Raw genomic sequence first — 18940 nt, 5'->3', positions numbered from 1 at the left:
AGGTGGCATGAAGATCCTGATTACCGGCGGTACTGGCCTGATTGGCCGTCATTTGATCCCACGCTTGCTGGAGCTCGGTCACAGCGTCATTGTGGTGACGCGTAGCCCAGAGAAAGCACGCCAGCAGCTGGATGCCCGCGTTGAACTCTGGAAAGGACTCAACGAACACAGCACGCTTGAGGGTATCGACGCGGTAATCAATCTTGCAGGCGAACCCATCGCCGACAAACGCTGGACCGAAGATCAAAAACAGCGGTTGTGCACCAGCCGCTGGCACATCACCCAAAAGCTGGTTGAGCTGTTTGCCGCAAGCGCTCAGCCACCGAGAGTGCTGATTTCCGGTTCTGCCGCGGGATATTACGGCGACCTCGGTGAAGTGGTGGTGACAGAAGAAGAACCTCCGCATAACGAATTCACCCATAAACTCTGCGCCCGCTGGGAGCAAATTGCCTGCGATGCGCAAAGCGAGAACACCCGCGTTTGTTTGTTGCGTACCGGTGTCGTGCTGGCGCCTAAAGGTGGGATTCTCGGCAAAATGGTCCCGCCTTTCAAACTCGGCCTTGGCGGCCCTATCGGCACGGGTCGTCAATACCTCGCGTGGATCCATATCGACGATATGGTTAACGGCATTATTTGGCTGCTGGATAATGACCTGCGCGGCCCGTTCAACATGGTTTCACCTTATCCTGTTCGCAACGAACAATTCGCGCATGCGCTTGGCCATGCGCTGCATCGCCCCGCAGTGCTGAGAGCCCCTGCAGCCGCCGTCAGGTTGCTCATGGGGGAATCTTCTGTGCTGGTCTTAGGTGGACAACGCGCGCTGCCTAAGCGTCTTGAAGAGTCTGGTTTCGGCTTCCGTTGGTACGATCTTGAGGAAGCGTTGGGCGACGTCTTGCCTTAATCCCCTTTCCCGCATTTATCATCTTCATTTGTACGTTCCAGCGTGACGGTTTCAGTCACGCTGGAAGCGTGCTCGCATCCTTGAAAAATTCTCATCCATTTCCCCCACCTTTCAGCATGAATGATCTGCAGCTGGCGTATTCTCTGCGCGAGCACAACGGGTTAAATTTCACCCTAACAAACCGTTGACATCGGTCAACACTGTATTCATACTGCACTGGACAACAAACGATGAAGGAACATCCTGACAAGCATATACGGGCAGCAATCCGTTATGCAGAGTTAAAAGGCTGGATATTTGCCCCGGCTGGTAACAGCTCACACTGTTATGGTCGGTTGAAATGCGGAATATCCGAGCACCGGCAGCATATGATGAGCGTCTGGTCTACGCCCGGTAGCCCGCAGAATCATGCCTGGCAAATCGTCAGGAAAGTGGATAGCTGTACTCCACTGCCTGCATGAAGAGATTACTGGATTAACGGGAACAAGGAGTCACCATGTCACTTTTCAATTTTACCCTGACGCTGTCAGGCGTAACGTCAGATACCACCGCGCTGGAAGACCGCCTTTTTACCGCGGGCTGCAATGATGCCCTGGTCTGCTTTTACGGCACAGCCGTGTATCTTGAATTCGATCGTGATGCACAAAGCCTGGCGCAGGCCGTGCTTTGTGCAGTCAATGATATTGAATCAGCAGGAATTGGTGCGCGAGTTGAATCCGTCGATTCCACGCTGGTCGGATTAAGCGATATTGCCGAACTGACCGGCCTCACTCGCCAGGCCATCGCTTTGCTCAAAGATGGTGCCAGAGGCTCACGTCAGTTTCCTGGCCCGGTACAGCGCGTAAAGGGAAACTCCCCGCTCTGGCACTGGCGCACGGTTGTTGACTGGCTGGCGAGTGAAGGGCGTATTCCGCCTGACTCACCGCTTATTACCAACGCACACATTCTCGACAGTATGAATCTGGCATTGCAGCTTCGTTCTTCACTCGAAAAAGGAACGGTGATGAACTACCTGCACCAGCTGGAACACAAAGGGGCTGCATCAACGCCTCAATAATCAGGAGACACCATGCCGGCATTGCTTACCTCGCGCCTGAGGCTTTCCCCGTTGTCTGAAAATGACTGGCCCTGTTTTCTCGCTCTGCGCATCAACCCACAGGTAATGCGCTTTATGGGAGTACCGCTCTCAGAAGCAGAACTGCGTTTGAAGTTCAGTTCACGGCTTTCAGGTAATGTATTCGCAATACATGAACGCGAAGGAGAATGCGTGGGTGATATCGGGCTGCAGGTTAGCACGCATAACGCTCAGGAAGCGGATATCGGTTACGCATTGTTGCCTCAGGCACAGGGCAAAGGGTACGCCCAGGAAGCCCTGACGGCCATTTGCGAACATGGTTTTTCTACACTCGGCCTGCAGGCGATTAACGCCTGGGTGCTGGCAGATAACGCCGGATCGGTGCGATTGCTGGAAAAGCTTGGGTTTATACGCACGCAGGTGCTGGAAAAGGCCTTCGAGATTAACGGCGAGCTGTACGACGATTGGGTGTATCGGCTGGCGCGTTGAATATTCCCCTCGCCGCGTTGGACGAGGGGAAATAGCTTATTTTAACGAACCTTTCAGGAACTGCTGCAGGCGTGGGCTTTTCGGGCTTCCGAAGACATCATCCGGATGGCCTTCTTCTTCAATCAGCCCCTGATGCAGGAAAATCACGTGGGAAGACACATCGCGGGCAAAGCCCATTTCATGCGTCACCACCACCATGGTTTTCCCCTCTTCCGCCAGTTTCTGCATGATGCGCAGCACTTCACCGACAAGTTCCGGGTCAAGGGCTGAAGTCGGTTCATCAAATAACAGCACTTCTGGTTCCATCGCCAGCGCACGGGCAATAGACACACGTTGCTGCTGACCACCGGAAAGGTGAACTGGATATTTGATCTGCTGGCGCTCGTCGATACCCACTTTCGCGAGATATTTCACCGCACGTTCGCGCGCTTCCTGTTTGCTGAGGCCAAGAACCTGAATCGGTGCTTCCATAACGTTTTCCAGCACCGTCATGTGGCTCCACAGGTTGAAGTGCTGGAACACCATAGTCAAACGCGTACGCAGCAGGCGCAGCTGGTTTTTATCCGCCACTTTCAGCTGACCGTCTTTATCACGCACCAGGCCGATATTCTGCCCGCTGACCACAATATTCCCTTCGCTTGGCTTTTCGAGGAAGTTAATGCAGCGCAGGAAGGTACTTTTCCCGGAGCCAGACGAGCCAATAATACTGATAACATCACCGGCGTTGGCCTTCAGTGACACCCCTTTCAGCACTTCATGTTCGCCGTAGCGCTTGTGCAGGTCGATAACGTTTAATTTATTGTCAGGCATGATGTTCTCAGTGTGTCGAAGAGGGTTTCACATGTTGCAGCCAGCGTTTTTCCGCCTTGCGGAACAGGCTAATCAGCACATAAGAGATAATCAGATACAGCACCGCCGCTATCCCAAACGCGGTAAACGGTTGGTAAGTGGCAGAGTTAATATCACGGGCGATTTTCAGCAAATCCGGCACCGTGGCCGTAAACGCCAGCGCCGTGGAATGCAGCATCAAAATCACTTCGTTGCTGTAGGCTGGGAGCGCGATACGCAGCGCTGACGGCAAAATGATGCACCGATAAAGCTTCACGCCGGAAAAACCGTAGGCGCGCGCGGCTTCCACTTCTCCCGCTGGCACAGAGCGAATTGCCCCGGCAAAAATTTCCGTGGTGTACGCACAGGTGTTGAGCGTCAGCGCCAGTACCGTACAGTTCAGGCCACTGCGGAAAAAGGCGTTCAGCAGTTCGGTGCCTTTAACAATCTCGAGCGTGTACATCCCGGAATAAAACACTAACAGTTGCACATACAGCGGCGTACCGCGGAAAATGTAAGTGAACAGCCAAATCGGAAACTGAACGAATTTATTGCTGGATACGCGGCCGATAGCTAAAAACACCGCCAGAATGCCACCCATCAGCACTGAAGAAATCAGCAGCCAAAGGGTGATCGCCACGCCGGTAAGGCGATACCCGTCGGTCCACAGCAAGGACTTCCAGTATTCGTGAATAATATCAATCACAGGTCAGCCCTCTTCACACCCACGGAATAACGACGCTCGAGCAGAAGCAGCACGCCATTGGATACCGTCGTAAAGACCAGATAAATCAGTCCGCAGACAATGGCGAAGTAGAACGGCTCCCAGGTACTTTTCCCGGCAAGCTGCGTCGCTTTCACCACATCTTCCAGACCCAGCAATGACACCAGGGCTGTCGCTTTGAGGATAACCTGCCAGTTGTTGCCAATCCCCGGCAGCGCAAACCGCATCATTGCCGGAAACAGAATACGCACAAACGTCTGACGGCTGGTAAAGCCGAAGGCGGTTGCCGCTTCAATATGGCCTCTGGGTACTGCCAGAAATGCACCGCGGAAAGTTTCGGTGAAGTAGGCTCCGTAGATAAAACCAAGGGTAATGATACCGGCAATCATTGGGTCGATATCAAACTGTGCCACGCCCAGCGCATCGGTAACGCTGTTGAGCGCAATTTGCAGGCCGTAGAAAATCAGCAGCATCAGCACCAGATCCGGTACGCCACGAATTAACGTGGTATAGCCTTCAAAAATAAGCGCCACTGCACGATTGCCGGAAAGTTTGCCCGCAGCGCCAGCCAGACCGATAAGCACGGCCAGCACTACGGAGCTGAGGGCCAGCTCAAGGGTGACCAGGGCCCCCTGAAATATCACTTGTGAAAACCCGTACAGCATTGAGCCTGTCCTGTCAGTCCTGCGCCGCTGGCCCCGGGAACGTCGGGGTCAGCGGTGCAAACAGCGATTACTCGCCGTATACGTTAAAATCGAAATACTTCTTCGCCAGCTTGTCGTAGGTGCCGTCAGCGCGCATCTCAGCAAAGGCTTTATTCAGGGCAACACGGAGTTCGTTATCCTCTTTACGCAGGCCCATACCGGTACCTACGCCGAACAGTTTTTCATCCTTAATGGACGGGCCACCAAACTGATAATCTTTACCGACAGGCTGCTTGAGGAAGCCTTCGCTTGCCGCCACTTCATCCTGGAATGCGGCATCAATACGTCCGGCCGTCAGGTCAGAATAGATATTATCCTGGCCCTGGTAGGAGACGATTTCGATGCCTTTTGGTGCCCAGTGCTCATTGCCGTATGTTTCCTGCGTGGTGCCTTGCAGGACGCCCACACGCTTGCCTTTCAGGGTATTCAGATCCGGCGTAACCGGGCTGCCTTTTTTAACCACCAGGCGGGAATCTGCGGCATAGAGTTTGTCCGTGAAGGCAATCTGCTGCTGGCGTTTTTCCGTAATGGAGAGTGAGGACATAATGACGTCGATTTTCTTCGCCTGCAGAGACGGGATCAGCGCATCCAGCGGGTTTTCAACGAAGGTACATTGCGTTTTAATTCGCTTACACAGCTCTTTTGCCAAATCGATGTCAAAACCAACTAATTGCCCCTGCGCATTCTTGGATTCGAAGGGGGCATAAGTCGGATCTGTGCCAATACGAACTTTCGACGGAATGGCTGCGAAAACCGTAGAAATGCTGGAAAGTGCCAACGCAAGAGAAAGAGACAACGCCAGTTTTTTCATAACTATCCTCAACAGACTGTCATTTAACGGGTAATCAGAAGTATCAAGAACAGTTATCGTGCCACCTTTTATGCGGATAAGGCAAAAGGTTCTGGGGGCATATACGCAATTTTTTGCATTAATGTTGCTTAACTATGCAATAACGCACCATTTTAGTGCGTTTGTTGCACCAGAAAACAGCATTATGCCGATATGCCACACATGTATAGATAACTGCTTAGCCCGAAAGGCCCGGTTTCCCGGGCCTGTACAGTCTTAATCACCGTAGACGTTAAAGTCGAAATACTTCTTCGCCATCTTGTCGTAGGTACCATCTTTACGCAGTCCGTCGAGTGCTTTGTCGAAGGCTGCTTTCAGCTCGGTATCATCCTTACGCATACCTACGCCGGTACCGTCGCCAAAGTATTTCTTGTCTTTAACGGACGGGCCCGCAAAGGCGTAATCTTTACCGGCTGGCTGCTTCAGGAAGCCTTCGCTGGCGGCGACTTCGTCCTGGAAAGCGGCGTCGAGACGGCCGGCGGTAAGGTCAGAATAGATAAGATCCTGGTTCTGATAAGCCACCACGTCGATGCCTTTGCTGCGCCAGTGATCGTTTGCATACGCTTCCTGGGTAGAGCCTTGCAGAACGCCCACATGTTTGCCTTTCAAGGAATCCAGGGTCGGGACAATAGGGGAACCTTTTGCGGCAATCAGACGAGAGTCAGCCGCGTACAGCTTCCCGGAAAAACCGATTTCCTGCTGGCGTTTTTCGGTGATCGACAGAGAGGAGATGATAGCGTCGATTTTCTTCGCCTTCAGAGATGGGATAAGGGAGTCGAAATCGATGCCAACCCAGGTACATTTCACCTGCATACGCTTGCACATCTCGTTGCCCAAATCGATATCAAAGCCGACGAAATCCCCTTTCGCATCCTTGGATGAGAACGGCGCGTAAGTGGCGTCAGTACCGATACGAACCGTCTGCGGCAGCACGGCAAATACGCTGGAAGCACTGCTAATCCCCAGCATTAAAGAGAGAGCCAGAACTGTCTTCTTCATACATTACCCTTAAGTGTCGTGATGGTGTTGTGTCTTATGTAGTCAGTTGTGTTGTGTGTTGCCAGACAGCTCTGCACGTTTTATGCCATCTAAACATCTGCTCAAAAAAACAGCGTTAAATGTGTTAATGAATAGTTGCAGAGTTGTCTTAAGATTGAAAGATAACAGCTCTAACGGATAAACCGCAGCGCTAAACAGCGAAAAGAGGGATTAAATGTTGAGGATTTGATCGGGATTGCAAAATCGTCGGGCGGCCACACATGCACCAAAAAGATGCACTATCTTAGTGCACCTATTCCGCGCCCTGCCAGCGGGTAAAAAGCTCTTTTGGCAAAGTGATATCAAACTGGTCCAGTACACGATTAACCGCTTGATCAATCACGTCATCCAGCGTTTGCGGCCGGTGATAAAACGCCGGGACCGGCGGCATAATGATCGCGCCAATTTCCGCCGCTTGAGTCATCAGTCGTAAATGTCCCAGATGCAGCGGCGTCTCACGCACGCAAAGCACCAGGCGACGGCGCTCTTTTAGCACCACATCCGCGGCGCGGGTCAGTAAACCATCGGTGTAGCTGTGGACGATGCCTGAGAGCGTTTTGATGGAGCATGGCAGGATAACCATTCCGTCGGTTTTAAACGAACCCGAAGAGATGCTGGCGGCGATATCACGCGCATCGTGAACGACATTGGCGAGGGCCTGAACTTCACGTAAAGAGAAATCGGTTTCGAGGGACAGCGTCTGTCGCGCGGCCTGACTCATCACCAAATGGGTTTCCACTTCTGCGACATCGCGCAGCACCTGCAACAGCCGAACGCCATAGATAGCGCCGCTGGCACCGGAAATTCCAATAATGAGTCGTTTCATGATCCCGCCCTGTCTTCGTACTGGGCCTGACTTTGCCGGAATTCAGAGGGAGTTGCAAGGAAAGACGCCCTCTCAGCACGAGAGGGCGTGGAGACGATTAACCTTCGTTATGCATCTCAAGGCTTTCAACTTCGTTCTGACGCGCAAGCGCTTTGCTGTCGTCATTACGCAGGGAGTCGAGATAATCGAGATATTGCTGGTTCACGTCTTTGGTGACGTACACGCCGTTGAATACCGAGCATTCAAACTGCTGAATATCCGGGTTCTCAGCGCGAACCGCTTCAATCAGATCGTTCAGATCCTGGAAAATCAAACCGTCGGCGCCGATAATCTGGCGGATCTCATCCACTTCACGACCGTGAGCAATCAGTTCCGTGGCACTCGGCATATCGATTCCGTAGACATTCGGGAAGCGAATTTCCGGTGCAGCAGAGGCCAGGTATACTTTCTTCGCACCAGCTTCGCGCGCCATTTCGATGATCTGCTCTGACGTCGTACCACGCACAATCGAGTCATCCACCAGCAGCACGTTCTTATCACGGAACTCTGCGCGGTTGGCGTTCAGTTTACGGCGCACCGATTTACGGCGCAGCTGCTGGCCTGGCATGATGAACGTACGACCCACGTAGCGGTTTTTCACAAACCCCTGACGGTACGGTTTGTTCAGAATGCGGGCTATTTCCAGCGCGATATCGCAAGAGGTTTCCGGAATCGGGATAACCACATCAATATCCAGATCTTCCCACTCTCGAGCGATTTTCTCACCGAGCTTAGTACCCATGTTCACGCGCGCGCTGTAGACGGAAATCTTGTCGATGAACGAGTCCGGACGAGCGAAGTAGACATACTCGAACAGGCACGGATTGCTCACCGGGTTGTCAGCACACTGACGGGTGAACAACTGGCCTTTTTCGGTGATGTAAATCGCTTCGCCTGGCGCCACGTCACGCAGGAATTCAAAGCCCAGCGTATCAAGCGCGACGCTTTCCGATGCCACCATATATTCGGTGCGACCATCGCCGATATCACGCTTGCCGAGCACCAGCGGGCGAATGCCGTTAGGGTCGCGGAAAGCCACCATGCCATGCCCGATAATCATCGCCACACACGCGTACGCCCCGCGAATCTGACGATTTGTCGCAGCAATCGCAGCGAAAATGTTGTCAGCTTCCAGCGGATAGTGGCGGAAGTTGTCCAGCTCACTGGCGAAGATGTTCAGCAGAATTTCAGAATCGGAGGTGGTGTTGATATGGCGGCGCTTTTCTTCGAACAGCTTTTTGCGCAGCTCGTGAGCGTTGGTCAAGTTGCCGTTGTGCGCAAGGGTGATGCCATAAGGTGAGTTAACGTAGAAAGGTTGAGCCTCAGACGCGCTGGAGCTGCCGGCGGTTGGGTAACGGACATGGCCGATACCCATATTGCCCTGCAGGCGCTGCATATGCACGGCGCCAAACACATCGCTCACCAGGCCGTTGGCTTTACGCAAACGGAAGCAGTTGTTTGCATCAATGGTGATGATGCCCGCGGCATCCTGCCCACGGTGCTGAAGCACCGTTAACGCGTCATAAATCGACTGGTTTACCGGCATAACACCGGCGATACCGACAATACCGCACATACGTCATTTTCCTCGTTCAGAACTCCCCAAAGCTTATGCTTTGGGCAAGAAACTTGACGAGCTTTGCAGATAGTCAAAGAACATTCTGATGACGACGCTGAACTGAGGGATCAGCTGAGACTTTTGCCAATCGTCGCTTTTTGAAAAGCCGGTGAAGGTATCGAGGAAAAACAATATGGCGGCGACGATCAATACTCCACGCAGCGCACCAAAACAGATCCCAAGCACCCTGTCGGTTCCCGACAGGCCCGTCTTCTCTACCAGCGTACCGATAACGTAGTTAACGATAGCACCGACGATAAGCGTCGCGACAAAGAGCAGCGCGATAGCAATCCCGTTTCGAACCAGTTCGTCTTCAAAGCCCGTAAACCAGACAGACAGATAAGTGTAGTAATGACTGGCAACAAAGAAAGCACAACCCCACGTTACCAGTGACAATGCTTCACGAACAAAGCCGCGGATGAGGCTTACCAAACAGGAAAAACCAATCACCGCAATAATGGCGTAATCAATCCAGACCATAGTTGTCCCACGATTTTACGCCCTGTCGTCCAGTTCGGGGCGCATTCTAACAGAAAAAGAAAACGTTTGCGTAGGGAAATCCTTTCCCCGCCCAAATAAAAATGGCGCTGAAAAAACGTTCAACGCCGCATGAGCTTTTGGCCTCTGAGGGCACTTTCAGCCCAGTCGATTTTCATCGATTTCGTTGTATTCCCGACGGTCCGCCGGGAATCTAAAGATCAATTCGGACTGTAGCCCATCACCACACCGTTCAGACCTGACAGCTGTTTCAGCTCACCAAGCGAACCTTTCATCTTGTCTTTCGACGCGTCCGGCCCCACCAGAATGCGGGTGATTTTGCCCTGCACTGGCGTAGACGGCGCGGTAAAGACGCGATATCCGGCGCCGCGCAGTTTGCTGACAATCTCATTGACCTTGTCGGCATTCTTCAAGGCACCGAGCTGCACGACGTAGGCTTTACCCGTCGGGGCCGGTTTGTCTTCGGCAACAGGCTTCGGTTGAGCAGGAGGCGCTTGCGTCTCAGCTGCTGACTGTGCGTTTGTGGTATCACGTTGTGGTCTGGTTTGCGTCTGAACCTGAGGCTTTGGTGCTACCGGTTTTGGTGCCGGTTGCGCGGTATCATCTATTTCATTCGCACCGCTGTTCGCCGCATAGCGCGACGTATCAAGCGATGGTGCTGCTGCATCACCTGCCCTGACCTCTTCAGCCGCTCCTTCCGGAGGCTGAGAAGGTAGCGCCTGCGTAACCGCTGGCAGCATATCCGGCTCTTCTTTATCACCCGGTTTAGGGACCAGGGGAATTGCCGCGAACTCATCCTGATAATGCTTTTTCTGACCATCCAGCAGCCCTGGAAGCACAATAACCCCCAGTGCCACCAGCGCAATGGTTCCGACTAAACGATTCTGAAACTTACTCGCCACCGGTTCTCCCCGCGTCCATCTCTTCCATTACATGAGCCACCGTGTGGAACGAACCACACACCAGCACCGTATCTTGTGGGCCAGCATCCGCCATCGCGGCATGCCATGCCTGCGCTACAGTGGCATAGACTGCGCCATCGCGCAAATGTTCCACCAGCTGTTCCGCCGTAGCCCCACGAGGGCCTTCCAGCGGGGCGCAATACCAGCTGTCGACAACGTCCGACAGACAGGCCAGCGTCCCGGCAATATCTTTATCATGAAGCATACCAATCACCGCCAGCGTACGCCCGGCCGCAGGCTGCATTTTCAGACGTTCCGCCAGATAGGCCGCCGCATGAGGATTATGCGCCACGTCGAGGATCAGACGTGGTGAATCGCTCACAATCTGGAAACGCCCCGGCAGCATCGCGTTTTGAATACCGTCTCGCACTGCCTGCTCACCAATCGCCAGCCCGCTCGCCCGCAACGCCGCCAGTGCCGTCGCGGCATTGGGCTGTGGCACCTGCGGTAACGGCAGCGAGGTCAGTTCGCCTTGAGCATCGCTGAACGTCCAGCGGTCACCCGTTACCTCATAACGCCAGTCAACGCCACGACGCAGCAGCACAGCGTCTTTTTCAGCGGCAACATCGGCAATGGTCTGCGGCATATCAGGTTCGCCGACAACCGCCGGTATACCGCCGCGGAACACGCCCGCTTTTTCACGGCCAATGCTTTCGCGATCCGGCCCCAGCCAATCGGTATGATCGAGCGCAATGCTGGTGACAACCGCCACGTCGGCATCGACGATATTGGTCGCGTCCAGACGTCCGCCGAGTCCCACTTCCAGAATGACCACGTCCAGCTGCGCCTGTTTAAACAACCACAGCGCCGACAGCGTGCCAAATTCAAAGTAGGTCAGGGAGATGTCGCCGCGTGCCTTTTCGATTTCAGCAAACGACGCGGTATGCGCAGACTCAGCCAGCTCGCCACCCTGCACGCGTACGCGTTCGGTGTAGCGAACCAGGTGCGGAGAGCTGTATACACCGACCTTAAAGCCTGCGGCCATCAGCACCGATTCAAGTGTGCGGCAGGTCGTACCTTTGCCGTTAGTACCCGCGACGGTGAAGACGAATGGAGCAGGTTTCAGCACGCCCATTCGGCCCGCAACCTCGCTGACGCGCGCCAGTCCCAGGTCGATGGTTTTGCTGTGCAGGTGTTCCAGATAAGAAAGCCACGCGGCGAGGGGCGACGTGGCGAGTGGAGTGATGTCTTTTTCCATGATACCCGCGATAGTTAACGGTTAGCACAAGCAAAAAGGGCAGCGCCGTCTGGCCCTGCCCTTTGCATTTATCAGGCCTCTGGTTCCTGATCCGGTACCGGCGGTACCACCACTTCTTCAAGCGGTGCATCCGGGTTCGGTGCCGGGAGATTCATCAGCTTTGCCAGCACGCTGGCAATCTTGAAGCGCATCTCCGGACGACGGACGATCATGTCGATCGCGCCCTTCTCGATAAGGAATTCACTGCGCTGGAAGCCCGGCGGCAGTTTTTCACGCACGGTCTGCTCGATAACACGTGGGCCGGCAAAGCCGATCAGCGCTTTCGGCTCAGCGATGTTGAGGTCACCCAGCATTGCGAAGCTTGCGGAAACGCCACCCATGGTCGGGTCGGTCAGCACAGAAATGTACGGCAGACCGCGTTCCTGCATTTTTGCCAGCGCTGCAGAGGTTTTCGCCATCTGCATCAGTGACATCAGCGCTTCCTGCATACGCGCACCACCTGAGGCTGAGAAGCACACCATCGGGCAATTGTTTTCCAGCGCATACTCAACGGCACGCACGAAACGAGCGCCGACCACAGAACCCATCGAGCCGCCCATAAAGGAAAACTCAAAGGCAGCGGCAACGACAGGTGCACCAAACAGGGTCCCCTTCATTACCACCAGCGCGTCTTTCTCACCGGTTTCTTTCTGAGCAGAGGCCAGACGATCTTTGTATTTCTTAGAGTCGCGGAACTTCAGCAGATCTTTCGGCTCAAGCTCGCTACCCAGCTCCACCAGAGTACCTTCATCCATCAGGCTATGCAGGCGGTTGCGCGCTGACATACGCATGTGGTGATCGCACTTCGGACAAACCTCCAGGTTACGCTCCAGCTCTGCGCGGTACAGTACCTGTCCGCAGCTGTCACATTTGGTCCATACCCCTTCCGGAATACTCGCCTTGCGCGTGGGGGTTATGTTGCTTTTAATTCGTTCAATCCAGCTCATTGATAACCTTTCTGCCTGAACCTGGTCGATGCCAGTTTTTGCTGTAAGCGGCGAATAATGCCATTTTTAGGGCTTACAGACCATGAAATGTTGCACATTAAAACATAAGAGCCCTGAACATGGGATAAAAAAGTGGTCTAACCGGTGTCACTTTGCGCCACTTTCCGGGCTCTGTAATTATTTAACCTGCTTTGCTGCGGCACGCTTGTGACGGATTATCTCGATAACACCTGGCAGGACCGACAGCACGATGATGGCCACGATCAGCAGTTTCAGGTTTTCCTGCACGATAGGCAGGTCACCGAACAGATAACCCGCGTAGGTAAACAGCACCACCCACAGCAGCGCGCCAATCACGTTATACGCAGCAAAATGACGATAAGACATGTGCCCCATTCCCGCCACAAACGGCGCGAAGGTTCTGACGATCGGCACAAAACGGGCGAGGATGATGGTCTTCCCCCCGTGCTTTTCATAAAACTGGTGCGTTTTATCGAGATAGCTACGACGGAAAATTTTCGAATTCGGATTGCTGAACAACCGTTCGCCAAACACGCGACCAATGGTGTAGTTCAGTGCATCGCCGACAATCGCCGCGATCACCATCAATACCACCATCAAATGCACGTTCAGATCGTTTGTTGGCAGCGCAGAAAGCGCACCGGCGACAAACAGCAGCGAATCACCTGGCAGGAAAGGTGTTACCACCAGCCCTGTTTCACAGAACAAAATCAGGAACAAAATAGCGTAGACCCAGACGCCGTACTGCGCGACCAGTTCAGCCAGATGCACATCAATATGCAAAATAAAATCAATCAGAAAGCGAATCAGATCCATAGTGACTTAACCTTAAGTGACTGCATTCAGTCCGCTAAAAATAGCGGGCCCATAGGCGGCTTAGGAAGGTCGAACCGTTCCGGGTAATCCACCGAAACGAGATACAGCCCTTCAGCTTTGGCCGTCGCTGCCGCAAGCGTTCTGTCCTTCGCTTCCAACAGCTCTGCAATCCAGCTCTCCGGCTGGTTTCCGGCACCCACTTCCATCAGGCTGCCCACAATATTCCGCACCATATGATGGACAAAAGCATTCGCTTTGATATCCACCACCACATAGGCACCGTAACGTTCAACGCTAATGTGCATCACGTTTCGCCACGGCGTGCGTGACTGGCACTGGACCGCACGAAACGAGGTAAAATCATTCTCACCGAGCAGACTTTGTGCCGCACGCTGCATGCGTTCGGCATCCAGCGCCTGGTGACAATGCGTCACGCCATGGCTTAGGACCGCCGGGCGAAGACGATGATTGTAGATAATGTAACGATACCGACGAGCGGTGGCGCTGAAACGCGCGTGGAAATCGTCGGGCACAGCTTTCACCCAACGCACCGCAATGTCTTTAGGTAAATTCGCATTTACCCCCAGCGTCCAGGCCGCATCTTTGCGCTGCGCCCGCGTTTCAAAATGCACAACCTGACCCGTGCCGTGCACGCCAGCGTCGGTTCGACCCGCGCAATACACGCTAATCGGTTCGTTCGCGACCTGCGACAGCGCCTTTTCCAGTTTTTCCTGCACGCTGCGCACGTCGTTCTGCCGTTGCCAGCCGTAGTATTTGCTGCCGTCGTACTCGATGCCGAGCGCGACTTTAATGACCGGCAGCGCTTCCACTTCAGACATCAGTACATATACTCCTGAACCAGTTTCTCAGCGATTTTCACCGCCATCAGCGCGCCGCCAAAACGGACGTTATCGGCTACCGACCAGAACTGAATTTGCTCTGGCATGCCGTAGTCATTACGCACGCAGCCTACAGAAAGGTGCGAGCTGCCGGAGGCATCGGACACCTGAGTTGGGAAATCAGTATCCGCAGACAGGGCGATATCCTCAGTGCGTTCGAACGCGTCACGCGCTTCTTCTGCTGCCAGCGGGCGCAGCGCTTCGAAGCTGACCATTTGCGCCAGACCGTAAAACACCGGCGCACGTACGCACTGAGCAGAAATCATCAGGCCGTCGTCCTGCATGATTTTGCGGGCCTGATCGACAATACGACGTTCTTCCGCAATACCGCCTTCACGGTCAACCAGTAGAGGCAGCATATTGAAGGCTAACTGACGGCCAAAGAAATCATCTTCATCAATTGGAATGCCGTTCAGCAGCTTGGCGCTCTGCCCTGCCAGCGCGTCGACGGCCTTCTTGCCCTGTGAGGACGCTGACATCAGGCTGGTAACCGCGATACGCGACAGACCACCGTCGTCGATCAGCGGCTTCAACGCAGTCAGAAGCTGGCTGGTCAGGCTGTCTGGCACCGCCACGATATTGCGGTTGCGGTAGTCCGCCAGCACAAACGGGTTCACATCCGGCACAACCAGCGGCACGTCCGGCTCAAGCGCGAACAGACCGCTTAAATCAATGACCAGACAGCCCGCATTAGCGGCTTCGTCAGCCCAGGCCGCAGAGGCTTCTACACCTGCGGCAAAAAAGGCCAGTTGAACCTGAGTCCAGTCAAACTCGGCAACGTCCTGCACGCGCACGGTTTTACCTTCGTAGCGCAGGGATTCGCCGGCGCTTTCGCTACGCGCCAGACCGTAAATCTCTCCCACCGGGAACTGACGCTCTGCAAGAGTTTCAAGCAGGGCAACACCTACGGCACCCGTTGCGCCCAGTACGGCAATATTCCAGCCTTCAGACATGGTGGTTTACTCCAGAAATAAAAATAGCCGCCCGGCCAGAGTATCTGGCCGGGCGTATTAAGAAGACATTAATGCGCTGCGTGATGAACGGCGTTAAATCCCAGATTTTTGAGTAACACGGCAGCCTGCTCATCGTCACACAGGACGTTCAGCGAAGACCACTCGCGGCGTTCAGAATAGTTTTTACGCAGCTTGTCGAACTCACCCGGAATACCCGCCACTTTCCGCAGCGGTGCATCATCGCGGCGCACATCATACACCAAATGCACCAGCCTTTTTAGCGTCGCCTGATCGAGCGGACCGTGCAGTGTGATGCGACCAAATTCCGGCGCAGGCAGCAGCGTATCCAGCGATACCTGGTGGCGATTACCGATAAACTCGCTATAGACCTCAAATACCTGAGTGGTGCCACGCGCTTTGCCTTCCAGCGTATAGCCCGCAATGTGTGCGGTGCCGATATCGACAAGAGAGAGCAGTTCAGTATTGAGTTCTGGCTCCGGTTCCCAGACGTCCAGTACCACGCTTAAGTCCTGTCCTGCTTGTAAGCATTTGAGCAGTGCGGCGTTATCCACCACCGGTCCACGGCAGGCGTTTATCAGAATAGTGCCAGGCTTCAGACGTGAAATCAGCGCTTCATCTGCCAGGTGCAGCGACTTATACGGCCCGTCTTTAAACAACGGCGTGTGGAACGTCAGAATGTCGGCATTTTGCGCCAGGTCGTCGAGGCTGCGGAAATCACCTTCATCGCCGTTATCGGCACGCGGTGGATCGCATAACAACGTGCGAATACCCAGCGCCTCGAGGCGTTTTTGCAAACGCCCTCCGACGTTACCCACCCCGACGATCCCGACAGTGCGATCGGCCAGCGCGAAACCATCACGCTCGGCCAGCATCAGCAGCGATGAAAAGACATACTCCACCACCGCGATGGCGTTGCAGCCGGGGGCGGCAGAAAAACCGATTCCGGCCTGCGCCAGCCATTTCTCATCGACATGGTCGGTACCCGCAGTTGCGGTACCCACGAATTTAATCCCCTTCCCGGCCAGCAGCGCCTCATTCACTTTGGTGACTGAGCGCACCATTAACGCATCGGCATCATCCAGCTCATGCTGGGGAATTGGACGGCCAGGGACCGCCTTTACATCACCCAAACGGCTGAACAGCTCGCGGGCATAGGGCATATTTTCATCAACAAGGATTTTCACGGTACAGTACCTGTCTGGAACGAGAGTTAACCGGGGAAGTGTGCCATAATCTCGCGGCCAGGAACACTGAGCCTTGAGAACACCGACGGACATTCAGGATTTATCATGACGCAACCTATTTCAGGCGTGCCCGCCCGCCCTCCGGGGGAAGCAACACCGACGAGTCACATCGGCGAGCAACCGCTCTCCACCCAGCAGCGCACCGTGCTCGAACGGCTAATCACGCGTCTTGTCGCGCTGACGTCGCAGCAAAGCGCCGGGGTATGGGCCGGGATGAAACACGATTTGGGTCTGAAAAATGATGCGCAGCTGCTCTCAAGGCACTTCCCCGCGGCGGAACAGAATCTCAATCAGCGTCTGGTCAGCGCTCAGCAGACTCACGAAGTGCGCCAGATTGTCGCCCAGTTGACCGAGCTGCTGAGTCAGGGCAATAACCGTCAGGCGGTGAGCGATTTTATTCGCCAGCAGTATGGTCACACGACGTTAAGCCAGCTGACGCCCGATCAGCTTAAAAATGTGCTGCAACTGCTGCAAAACAACGAGCTGGCCATTCCGCAACCGCAACAGCGCCCGGCAACGGACAGGTCGTTACTGCCTGCCGAGCACCACACGCTGAATCAGATGGTGACCAAGGTGGCCGCGGCGACCGGGGAATCCAGCAAGATGATTTGGCAGTCGATGCTTGAGCTTTCAGGGGTGAAAACCGGCGATCTCATCCCGGCGAAACACTTCAACCAGCTGATGACCTGGCTACAGGCGCGTCAGACGTTGAGCGACCAGAAAGCGCCGACGCTTAACACGCTGCAGGCGGCGCTGAAACAGCCGATGGAAACGCAGGAGTTTAACGCTCTGCGCGACTATGCCCAGCAAACCTGGCAGGCGACGCCGCAAACGGTGTTAACCCAGGCGCAGGTGCAGGATCTGCTGAATCAGGTATTCCTCAAGCGCGTCGAACGCGCACAGGACACCGTCGACACCCGTTATATTCAGCCGATCTTTAATCCGTTCACGCCGTTCATCGAGAACATGAAGGCGATGTCAGCCCGCCCAGGTCTGATGCTGGTTGGGCTGCTGGTGATAATCTTCTTGCTGTGGCTCCTGTTCTAAGCCCGACGAAACGACACCAGGGTGACCACAATCCCGACGACTGCGGATATCGCGCCAGCCAGGAACACCGACGAGTAACCGAACGAGGTCGCAAGCAGCCCTGCGAGCGGCCCGGTAACGCCGTATGAGATATCCTGAAAAGCCGCATAGCCGCCAAGCGCCGTACCGCGCACCTGCTGCGGTACGCGTTTAACCACCTCAACGCCCAGCGCCGGGAAGATAAGCGAACAACCGGACCCGGTTAATGCCGCGCCCACCAGCGCAACCCAGGCATTTGGCGCCTGCCACAACAGAAGCAGACCCACAGTTTCCACCAGCAGTGAAACCGTCGCCACCTTCACCCCGCCGAAACGGTCCGGCATCCAGCCAAACAGAATGCGCATCAGCACGAACGCGCCGCCAAAAGCGGTCAGCGTAAAGCCCGCCATTGCCCAGCCGTGGCTCATAAAATAGAGCGAAATAAAGGTGCCGATCACCGCAAAGCCCACGCCTTGTAAGGCCAGCCCCATTCCCGGCTTCCAGATAAGACCGACCACGCTCCACAGCGACGGACGCTCACCGGCATGGGCAGGAACTTTCCGCACCGAGCCGTTAAACGCCCAGGCCAGCAGCGGCAGTACCATGGTAGTACCCGCCAGTGCGGCATAGCCGAAATGGCTGTGAATGAGTAAGCCCAGCGGTGCACCGGCCGCCAGCGCGCCATAAATCGCCATCCCGTTCCATGACATCACTTTGCCGGAACGCGTTGGCCCCACCAGCCCCATGCCCCAGGTCAGCGTCCCGGTCAGCAGCTGGCTTTCACCAAAACCGAGGATCAGACGCCCAACGACCAGCAGTGCAAACTTACCTTCGGCGCCAATCGGTAGCAGAGCCGCCAGCAGCCACGCTCCGCCCGCCAGACCGCAGGCGAACATTCCCTGCAACGCTGAGCGTTTAGCCCCGCGCTGATCCGCCAGTCGCCCGGCATAGCCGCGCGTTAAAACGGTAGCGAGGAATTGAATACCGACGGCAAAACCGACCATCATGTTGCCGTAGCCGAGTTCGTTATGCACAAACAGCGGAATAACCGGCAAAGGCAGGCCCACGGTCATATAGGTGAGGAACACCGCAAAGGCGATGCGAAACAGCGAAGTATTCGCTGAAGAGGATTTTACAGATCCATTAACTGTAGACATGTGGGACTCCATGACGAAAAAAAGGAGC

Annotated in this window: 21 protein-coding genes; 5 read left to right on the top strand and 16 right to left on the bottom strand. The window is 54.9% G+C overall.

The annotated features are described in order from the left end of the window. Positions 1–7: 7 nt before the first annotated feature. The 4 genes from MUU47_RS16370 (at position 8) to MUU47_RS16355 (ending at position 2465) form a co-directional block, all read left to right on the top strand. Positions 8–901, top strand: coding sequence for a TIGR01777 family oxidoreductase (locus MUU47_RS16370; protein WP_258989197.1), 894 nt, complete (start codon positions 8–10; stop codon positions 899–901). A 230-nt stretch (positions 902–1131) separates the two neighbouring features. Then, positions 1132–1362: a hypothetical protein gene (locus MUU47_RS16365; RefSeq protein ID WP_258989195.1), complete on the top strand. Its 231-nt coding sequence runs from the start codon at positions 1132–1134 to the stop codon at positions 1360–1362. Positions 1363–1397: 35 nt separating this feature from the next. After that, positions 1398–1958: a DNA-binding protein gene (locus tag MUU47_RS16360; protein WP_258989194.1), complete on the top strand. Its 561-nt coding sequence runs from the start codon at positions 1398–1400 to the stop codon at positions 1956–1958. Between the two features lie 12 nt (positions 1959–1970). Next, positions 1971–2465 carry a GNAT family N-acetyltransferase gene (locus MUU47_RS16355; protein WP_258989193.1) on the top strand — a complete coding sequence of 165 codons (495 nt, stop codon included), beginning with the start codon at positions 1971–1973 and terminating at the stop codon, positions 2463–2465. 36 nt (positions 2466–2501) lie between these two features. On the opposite strand, the gene hisP is transcribed toward MUU47_RS16355, so the two are convergent. The 15 genes from hisP to pdxB all read right to left on the bottom strand — a co-directional run bounded on the left by hisP (position 2502) and on the right by pdxB (position 16630). Beyond that, on the bottom strand, positions 2502–3275 hold the full coding sequence (hisP, locus tag MUU47_RS16350) for a histidine ABC transporter ATP-binding protein HisP (protein WP_110509208.1): 774 nt from the start codon (positions 3273–3275) through the stop codon (positions 2502–2504). Positions 3276–3282: 7 nt separating this feature from the next. Beyond that, entirely contained in the window at positions 3283–3999 is a 717-nt protein-coding gene (locus MUU47_RS16345) for an ABC transporter permease (RefSeq protein ID WP_159760426.1), read from the bottom strand. Further along, positions 3996–4682: a histidine ABC transporter permease HisQ gene (locus tag MUU47_RS16340; protein WP_258989192.1), complete on the bottom strand. Its 687-nt coding sequence runs from the start codon at positions 4680–4682 to the stop codon at positions 3996–3998. The genes MUU47_RS16345 and MUU47_RS16340 overlap by 4 nt, the downstream gene beginning before the upstream one ends. Positions 4683–4749: 67 nt before the next feature. After that, on the bottom strand, positions 4750–5532 hold the full coding sequence (hisJ, locus tag MUU47_RS16335) for a histidine ABC transporter substrate-binding protein HisJ (protein ID WP_258989191.1): 783 nt from the start codon (positions 5530–5532) through the stop codon (positions 4750–4752). Positions 5533–5787: 255 nt separating this feature from the next. Further along, a complete protein-coding gene (argT, locus tag MUU47_RS16330) occupies positions 5788–6570 on the bottom strand; it encodes a lysine/arginine/ornithine ABC transporter substrate-binding protein ArgT (RefSeq protein WP_258989190.1) in 783 nt (260 codons plus the stop codon). A gap of 292 nt (positions 6571–6862) precedes the next feature. After that, positions 6863–7435: a UbiX family flavin prenyltransferase gene (locus MUU47_RS16325; protein ID WP_258989189.1), complete on the bottom strand. Its 573-nt coding sequence runs from the start codon at positions 7433–7435 to the stop codon at positions 6863–6865. 97 nt (positions 7436–7532) lie between these two features. Further along, the gene (gene purF / locus MUU47_RS16320; protein WP_159770149.1) at positions 7533–9050 is read right to left on the bottom strand and encodes an amidophosphoribosyltransferase; all 1518 of its coding nucleotides are present in this window, start codon (positions 9048–9050) and stop codon (positions 7533–7535) included. Positions 9051–9083: 33 nt separating this feature from the next. Next, positions 9084–9572, bottom strand: coding sequence for a colicin V production protein (cvpA, locus tag MUU47_RS16315; protein ID WP_097161729.1), 489 nt, complete (start codon positions 9570–9572; stop codon positions 9084–9086). 218 nt (positions 9573–9790) lie between these two features. Continuing rightward, on the bottom strand, positions 9791–10492 hold the full coding sequence (gene dedD / locus MUU47_RS16310) for a cell division protein DedD (RefSeq protein WP_258989188.1): 702 nt from the start codon (positions 10490–10492) through the stop codon (positions 9791–9793). Further along, positions 10482–11750, bottom strand: coding sequence for a bifunctional tetrahydrofolate synthase/dihydrofolate synthase (gene folC / locus MUU47_RS16305; RefSeq protein ID WP_258989187.1), 1269 nt, complete (start codon positions 11748–11750; stop codon positions 10482–10484). The genes dedD and folC overlap by 11 nt, the downstream gene beginning before the upstream one ends. 71 nt (positions 11751–11821) lie before the next feature. Next, positions 11822–12736: an acetyl-CoA carboxylase, carboxyltransferase subunit beta gene (accD, locus tag MUU47_RS16300; protein WP_168713826.1), complete on the bottom strand. Its 915-nt coding sequence runs from the start codon at positions 12734–12736 to the stop codon at positions 11822–11824. A 177-nt stretch (positions 12737–12913) separates the two neighbouring features. Next, positions 12914–13573, bottom strand: coding sequence for a DedA family protein (locus tag MUU47_RS16295; protein WP_258989186.1), 660 nt, complete (start codon positions 13571–13573; stop codon positions 12914–12916). Between the two features lie 26 nt (positions 13574–13599). After that, entirely contained in the window at positions 13600–14412 is an 813-nt protein-coding gene (gene truA / locus MUU47_RS16290; protein ID WP_258989184.1) for a tRNA pseudouridine(38-40) synthase TruA, read from the bottom strand. Then, positions 14412–15425, bottom strand: a complete 1014-nt coding sequence (locus tag MUU47_RS16285) for an aspartate-semialdehyde dehydrogenase (RefSeq protein ID WP_258989183.1) — start codon at positions 15423–15425, stop codon at positions 14412–14414. Before MUU47_RS16285 ends, truA begins: the two co-directional genes overlap by 1 nt. 68 nt (positions 15426–15493) lie before the next feature. Beyond that, positions 15494–16630, bottom strand: coding sequence for a 4-phosphoerythronate dehydrogenase PdxB (gene pdxB, locus MUU47_RS16280; RefSeq protein ID WP_258989182.1), 1137 nt, complete (start codon positions 16628–16630; stop codon positions 15494–15496). A 105-nt stretch (positions 16631–16735) separates the two neighbouring features. Here pdxB and flk point away from each other — a divergent pair, with 105 nt between their 5' ends. Next, the gene (gene flk, locus MUU47_RS16275; RefSeq protein WP_258989181.1) at positions 16736–17737 is read left to right on the top strand and encodes a flagella biosynthesis regulator Flk; all 1002 of its coding nucleotides are present in this window, start codon (positions 16736–16738) and stop codon (positions 17735–17737) included. Here flk and MUU47_RS16270 read toward each other — a convergent pair. Further along, complete coding sequence (locus MUU47_RS16270) at positions 17734–18912, bottom strand: MFS transporter (RefSeq protein WP_258989180.1); 1179 nt, start codon at positions 18910–18912, stop codon at positions 17734–17736. The two genes, flk and MUU47_RS16270, sit on opposite strands and share 4 nt — an antisense overlap. Positions 18913–18940: the final 28 nt, after the last annotated feature.

The sequence above is a fragment of the Scandinavium hiltneri genome, assembly GCF_024764835.1.
GTDB classification, from domain to species: domain Bacteria; phylum Pseudomonadota; class Gammaproteobacteria; order Enterobacterales; family Enterobacteriaceae; genus Scandinavium; species Scandinavium hiltneri.
Note: the sequence above shows the minus strand (reverse complement) of the source record. Positions and strands in the feature narration are given on the sequence as shown.

Excerpts from the sequence above, each read along its gene's own strand:
- hisP (WP_110509208.1), bottom strand. The coding sequence starts at position 3,275 with ATGCCTGACAATAAATTAAACGTTATCGACCTGCACAAGCGCTACGGC.
- folC (WP_258989187.1), bottom strand. The coding sequence starts at position 11,750 with ATGGAAAAAGACATCACTCCACTCGCCACGTCGCCCCTCGCCGCGTGG.
- MUU47_RS16270 (WP_258989180.1), bottom strand. The coding sequence starts at position 18,912 with ATGTCTACAGTTAATGGATCTGTAAAATCCTCTTCAGCGAATACTTCG.
- MUU47_RS16370 (WP_258989197.1), top strand. The coding sequence starts at position 8 with ATGAAGATCCTGATTACCGGCGGTACTGGCCTGATTGGCCGTCATTTG.
- MUU47_RS16360 (WP_258989194.1), top strand. The coding sequence starts at position 1,398 with ATGTCACTTTTCAATTTTACCCTGACGCTGTCAGGCGTAACGTCAGAT.
- purF (WP_159770149.1), bottom strand. The coding sequence starts at position 9,050 with ATGTGCGGTATTGTCGGTATCGCCGGTGTTATGCCGGTAAACCAGTCG.
- flk (WP_258989181.1), top strand. The coding sequence starts at position 16,736 with ATGACGCAACCTATTTCAGGCGTGCCCGCCCGCCCTCCGGGGGAAGCA.
- hisJ (WP_258989191.1), bottom strand. The coding sequence starts at position 5,532 with ATGAAAAAACTGGCGTTGTCTCTTTCTCTTGCGTTGGCACTTTCCAGC.
- argT (WP_258989190.1), bottom strand. The coding sequence starts at position 6,570 with ATGAAGAAGACAGTTCTGGCTCTCTCTTTAATGCTGGGGATTAGCAGT.
- MUU47_RS16325 (WP_258989189.1), bottom strand. The coding sequence starts at position 7,435 with ATGAAACGACTCATTATTGGAATTTCCGGTGCCAGCGGCGCTATCTAT.
- MUU47_RS16340 (WP_258989192.1), bottom strand. The coding sequence starts at position 4,682 with ATGCTGTACGGGTTTTCACAAGTGATATTTCAGGGGGCCCTGGTCACC.
- truA (WP_258989184.1), bottom strand. The coding sequence starts at position 14,412 with ATGTCTGAAGTGGAAGCGCTGCCGGTCATTAAAGTCGCGCTCGGCATC.
- accD (WP_168713826.1), bottom strand. The coding sequence starts at position 12,736 with ATGAGCTGGATTGAACGAATTAAAAGCAACATAACCCCCACGCGCAAG.
- cvpA (WP_097161729.1), bottom strand. The coding sequence starts at position 9,572 with ATGGTCTGGATTGATTACGCCATTATTGCGGTGATTGGTTTTTCCTGT.
- MUU47_RS16365 (WP_258989195.1), top strand. The coding sequence starts at position 1,132 with ATGAAGGAACATCCTGACAAGCATATACGGGCAGCAATCCGTTATGCA.
- MUU47_RS16285 (WP_258989183.1), bottom strand. The coding sequence starts at position 15,425 with ATGTCTGAAGGCTGGAATATTGCCGTACTGGGCGCAACGGGTGCCGTA.
- MUU47_RS16295 (WP_258989186.1), bottom strand. The coding sequence starts at position 13,573 with ATGGATCTGATTCGCTTTCTGATTGATTTTATTTTGCATATTGATGTG.
- MUU47_RS16355 (WP_258989193.1), top strand. The coding sequence starts at position 1,971 with ATGCCGGCATTGCTTACCTCGCGCCTGAGGCTTTCCCCGTTGTCTGAA.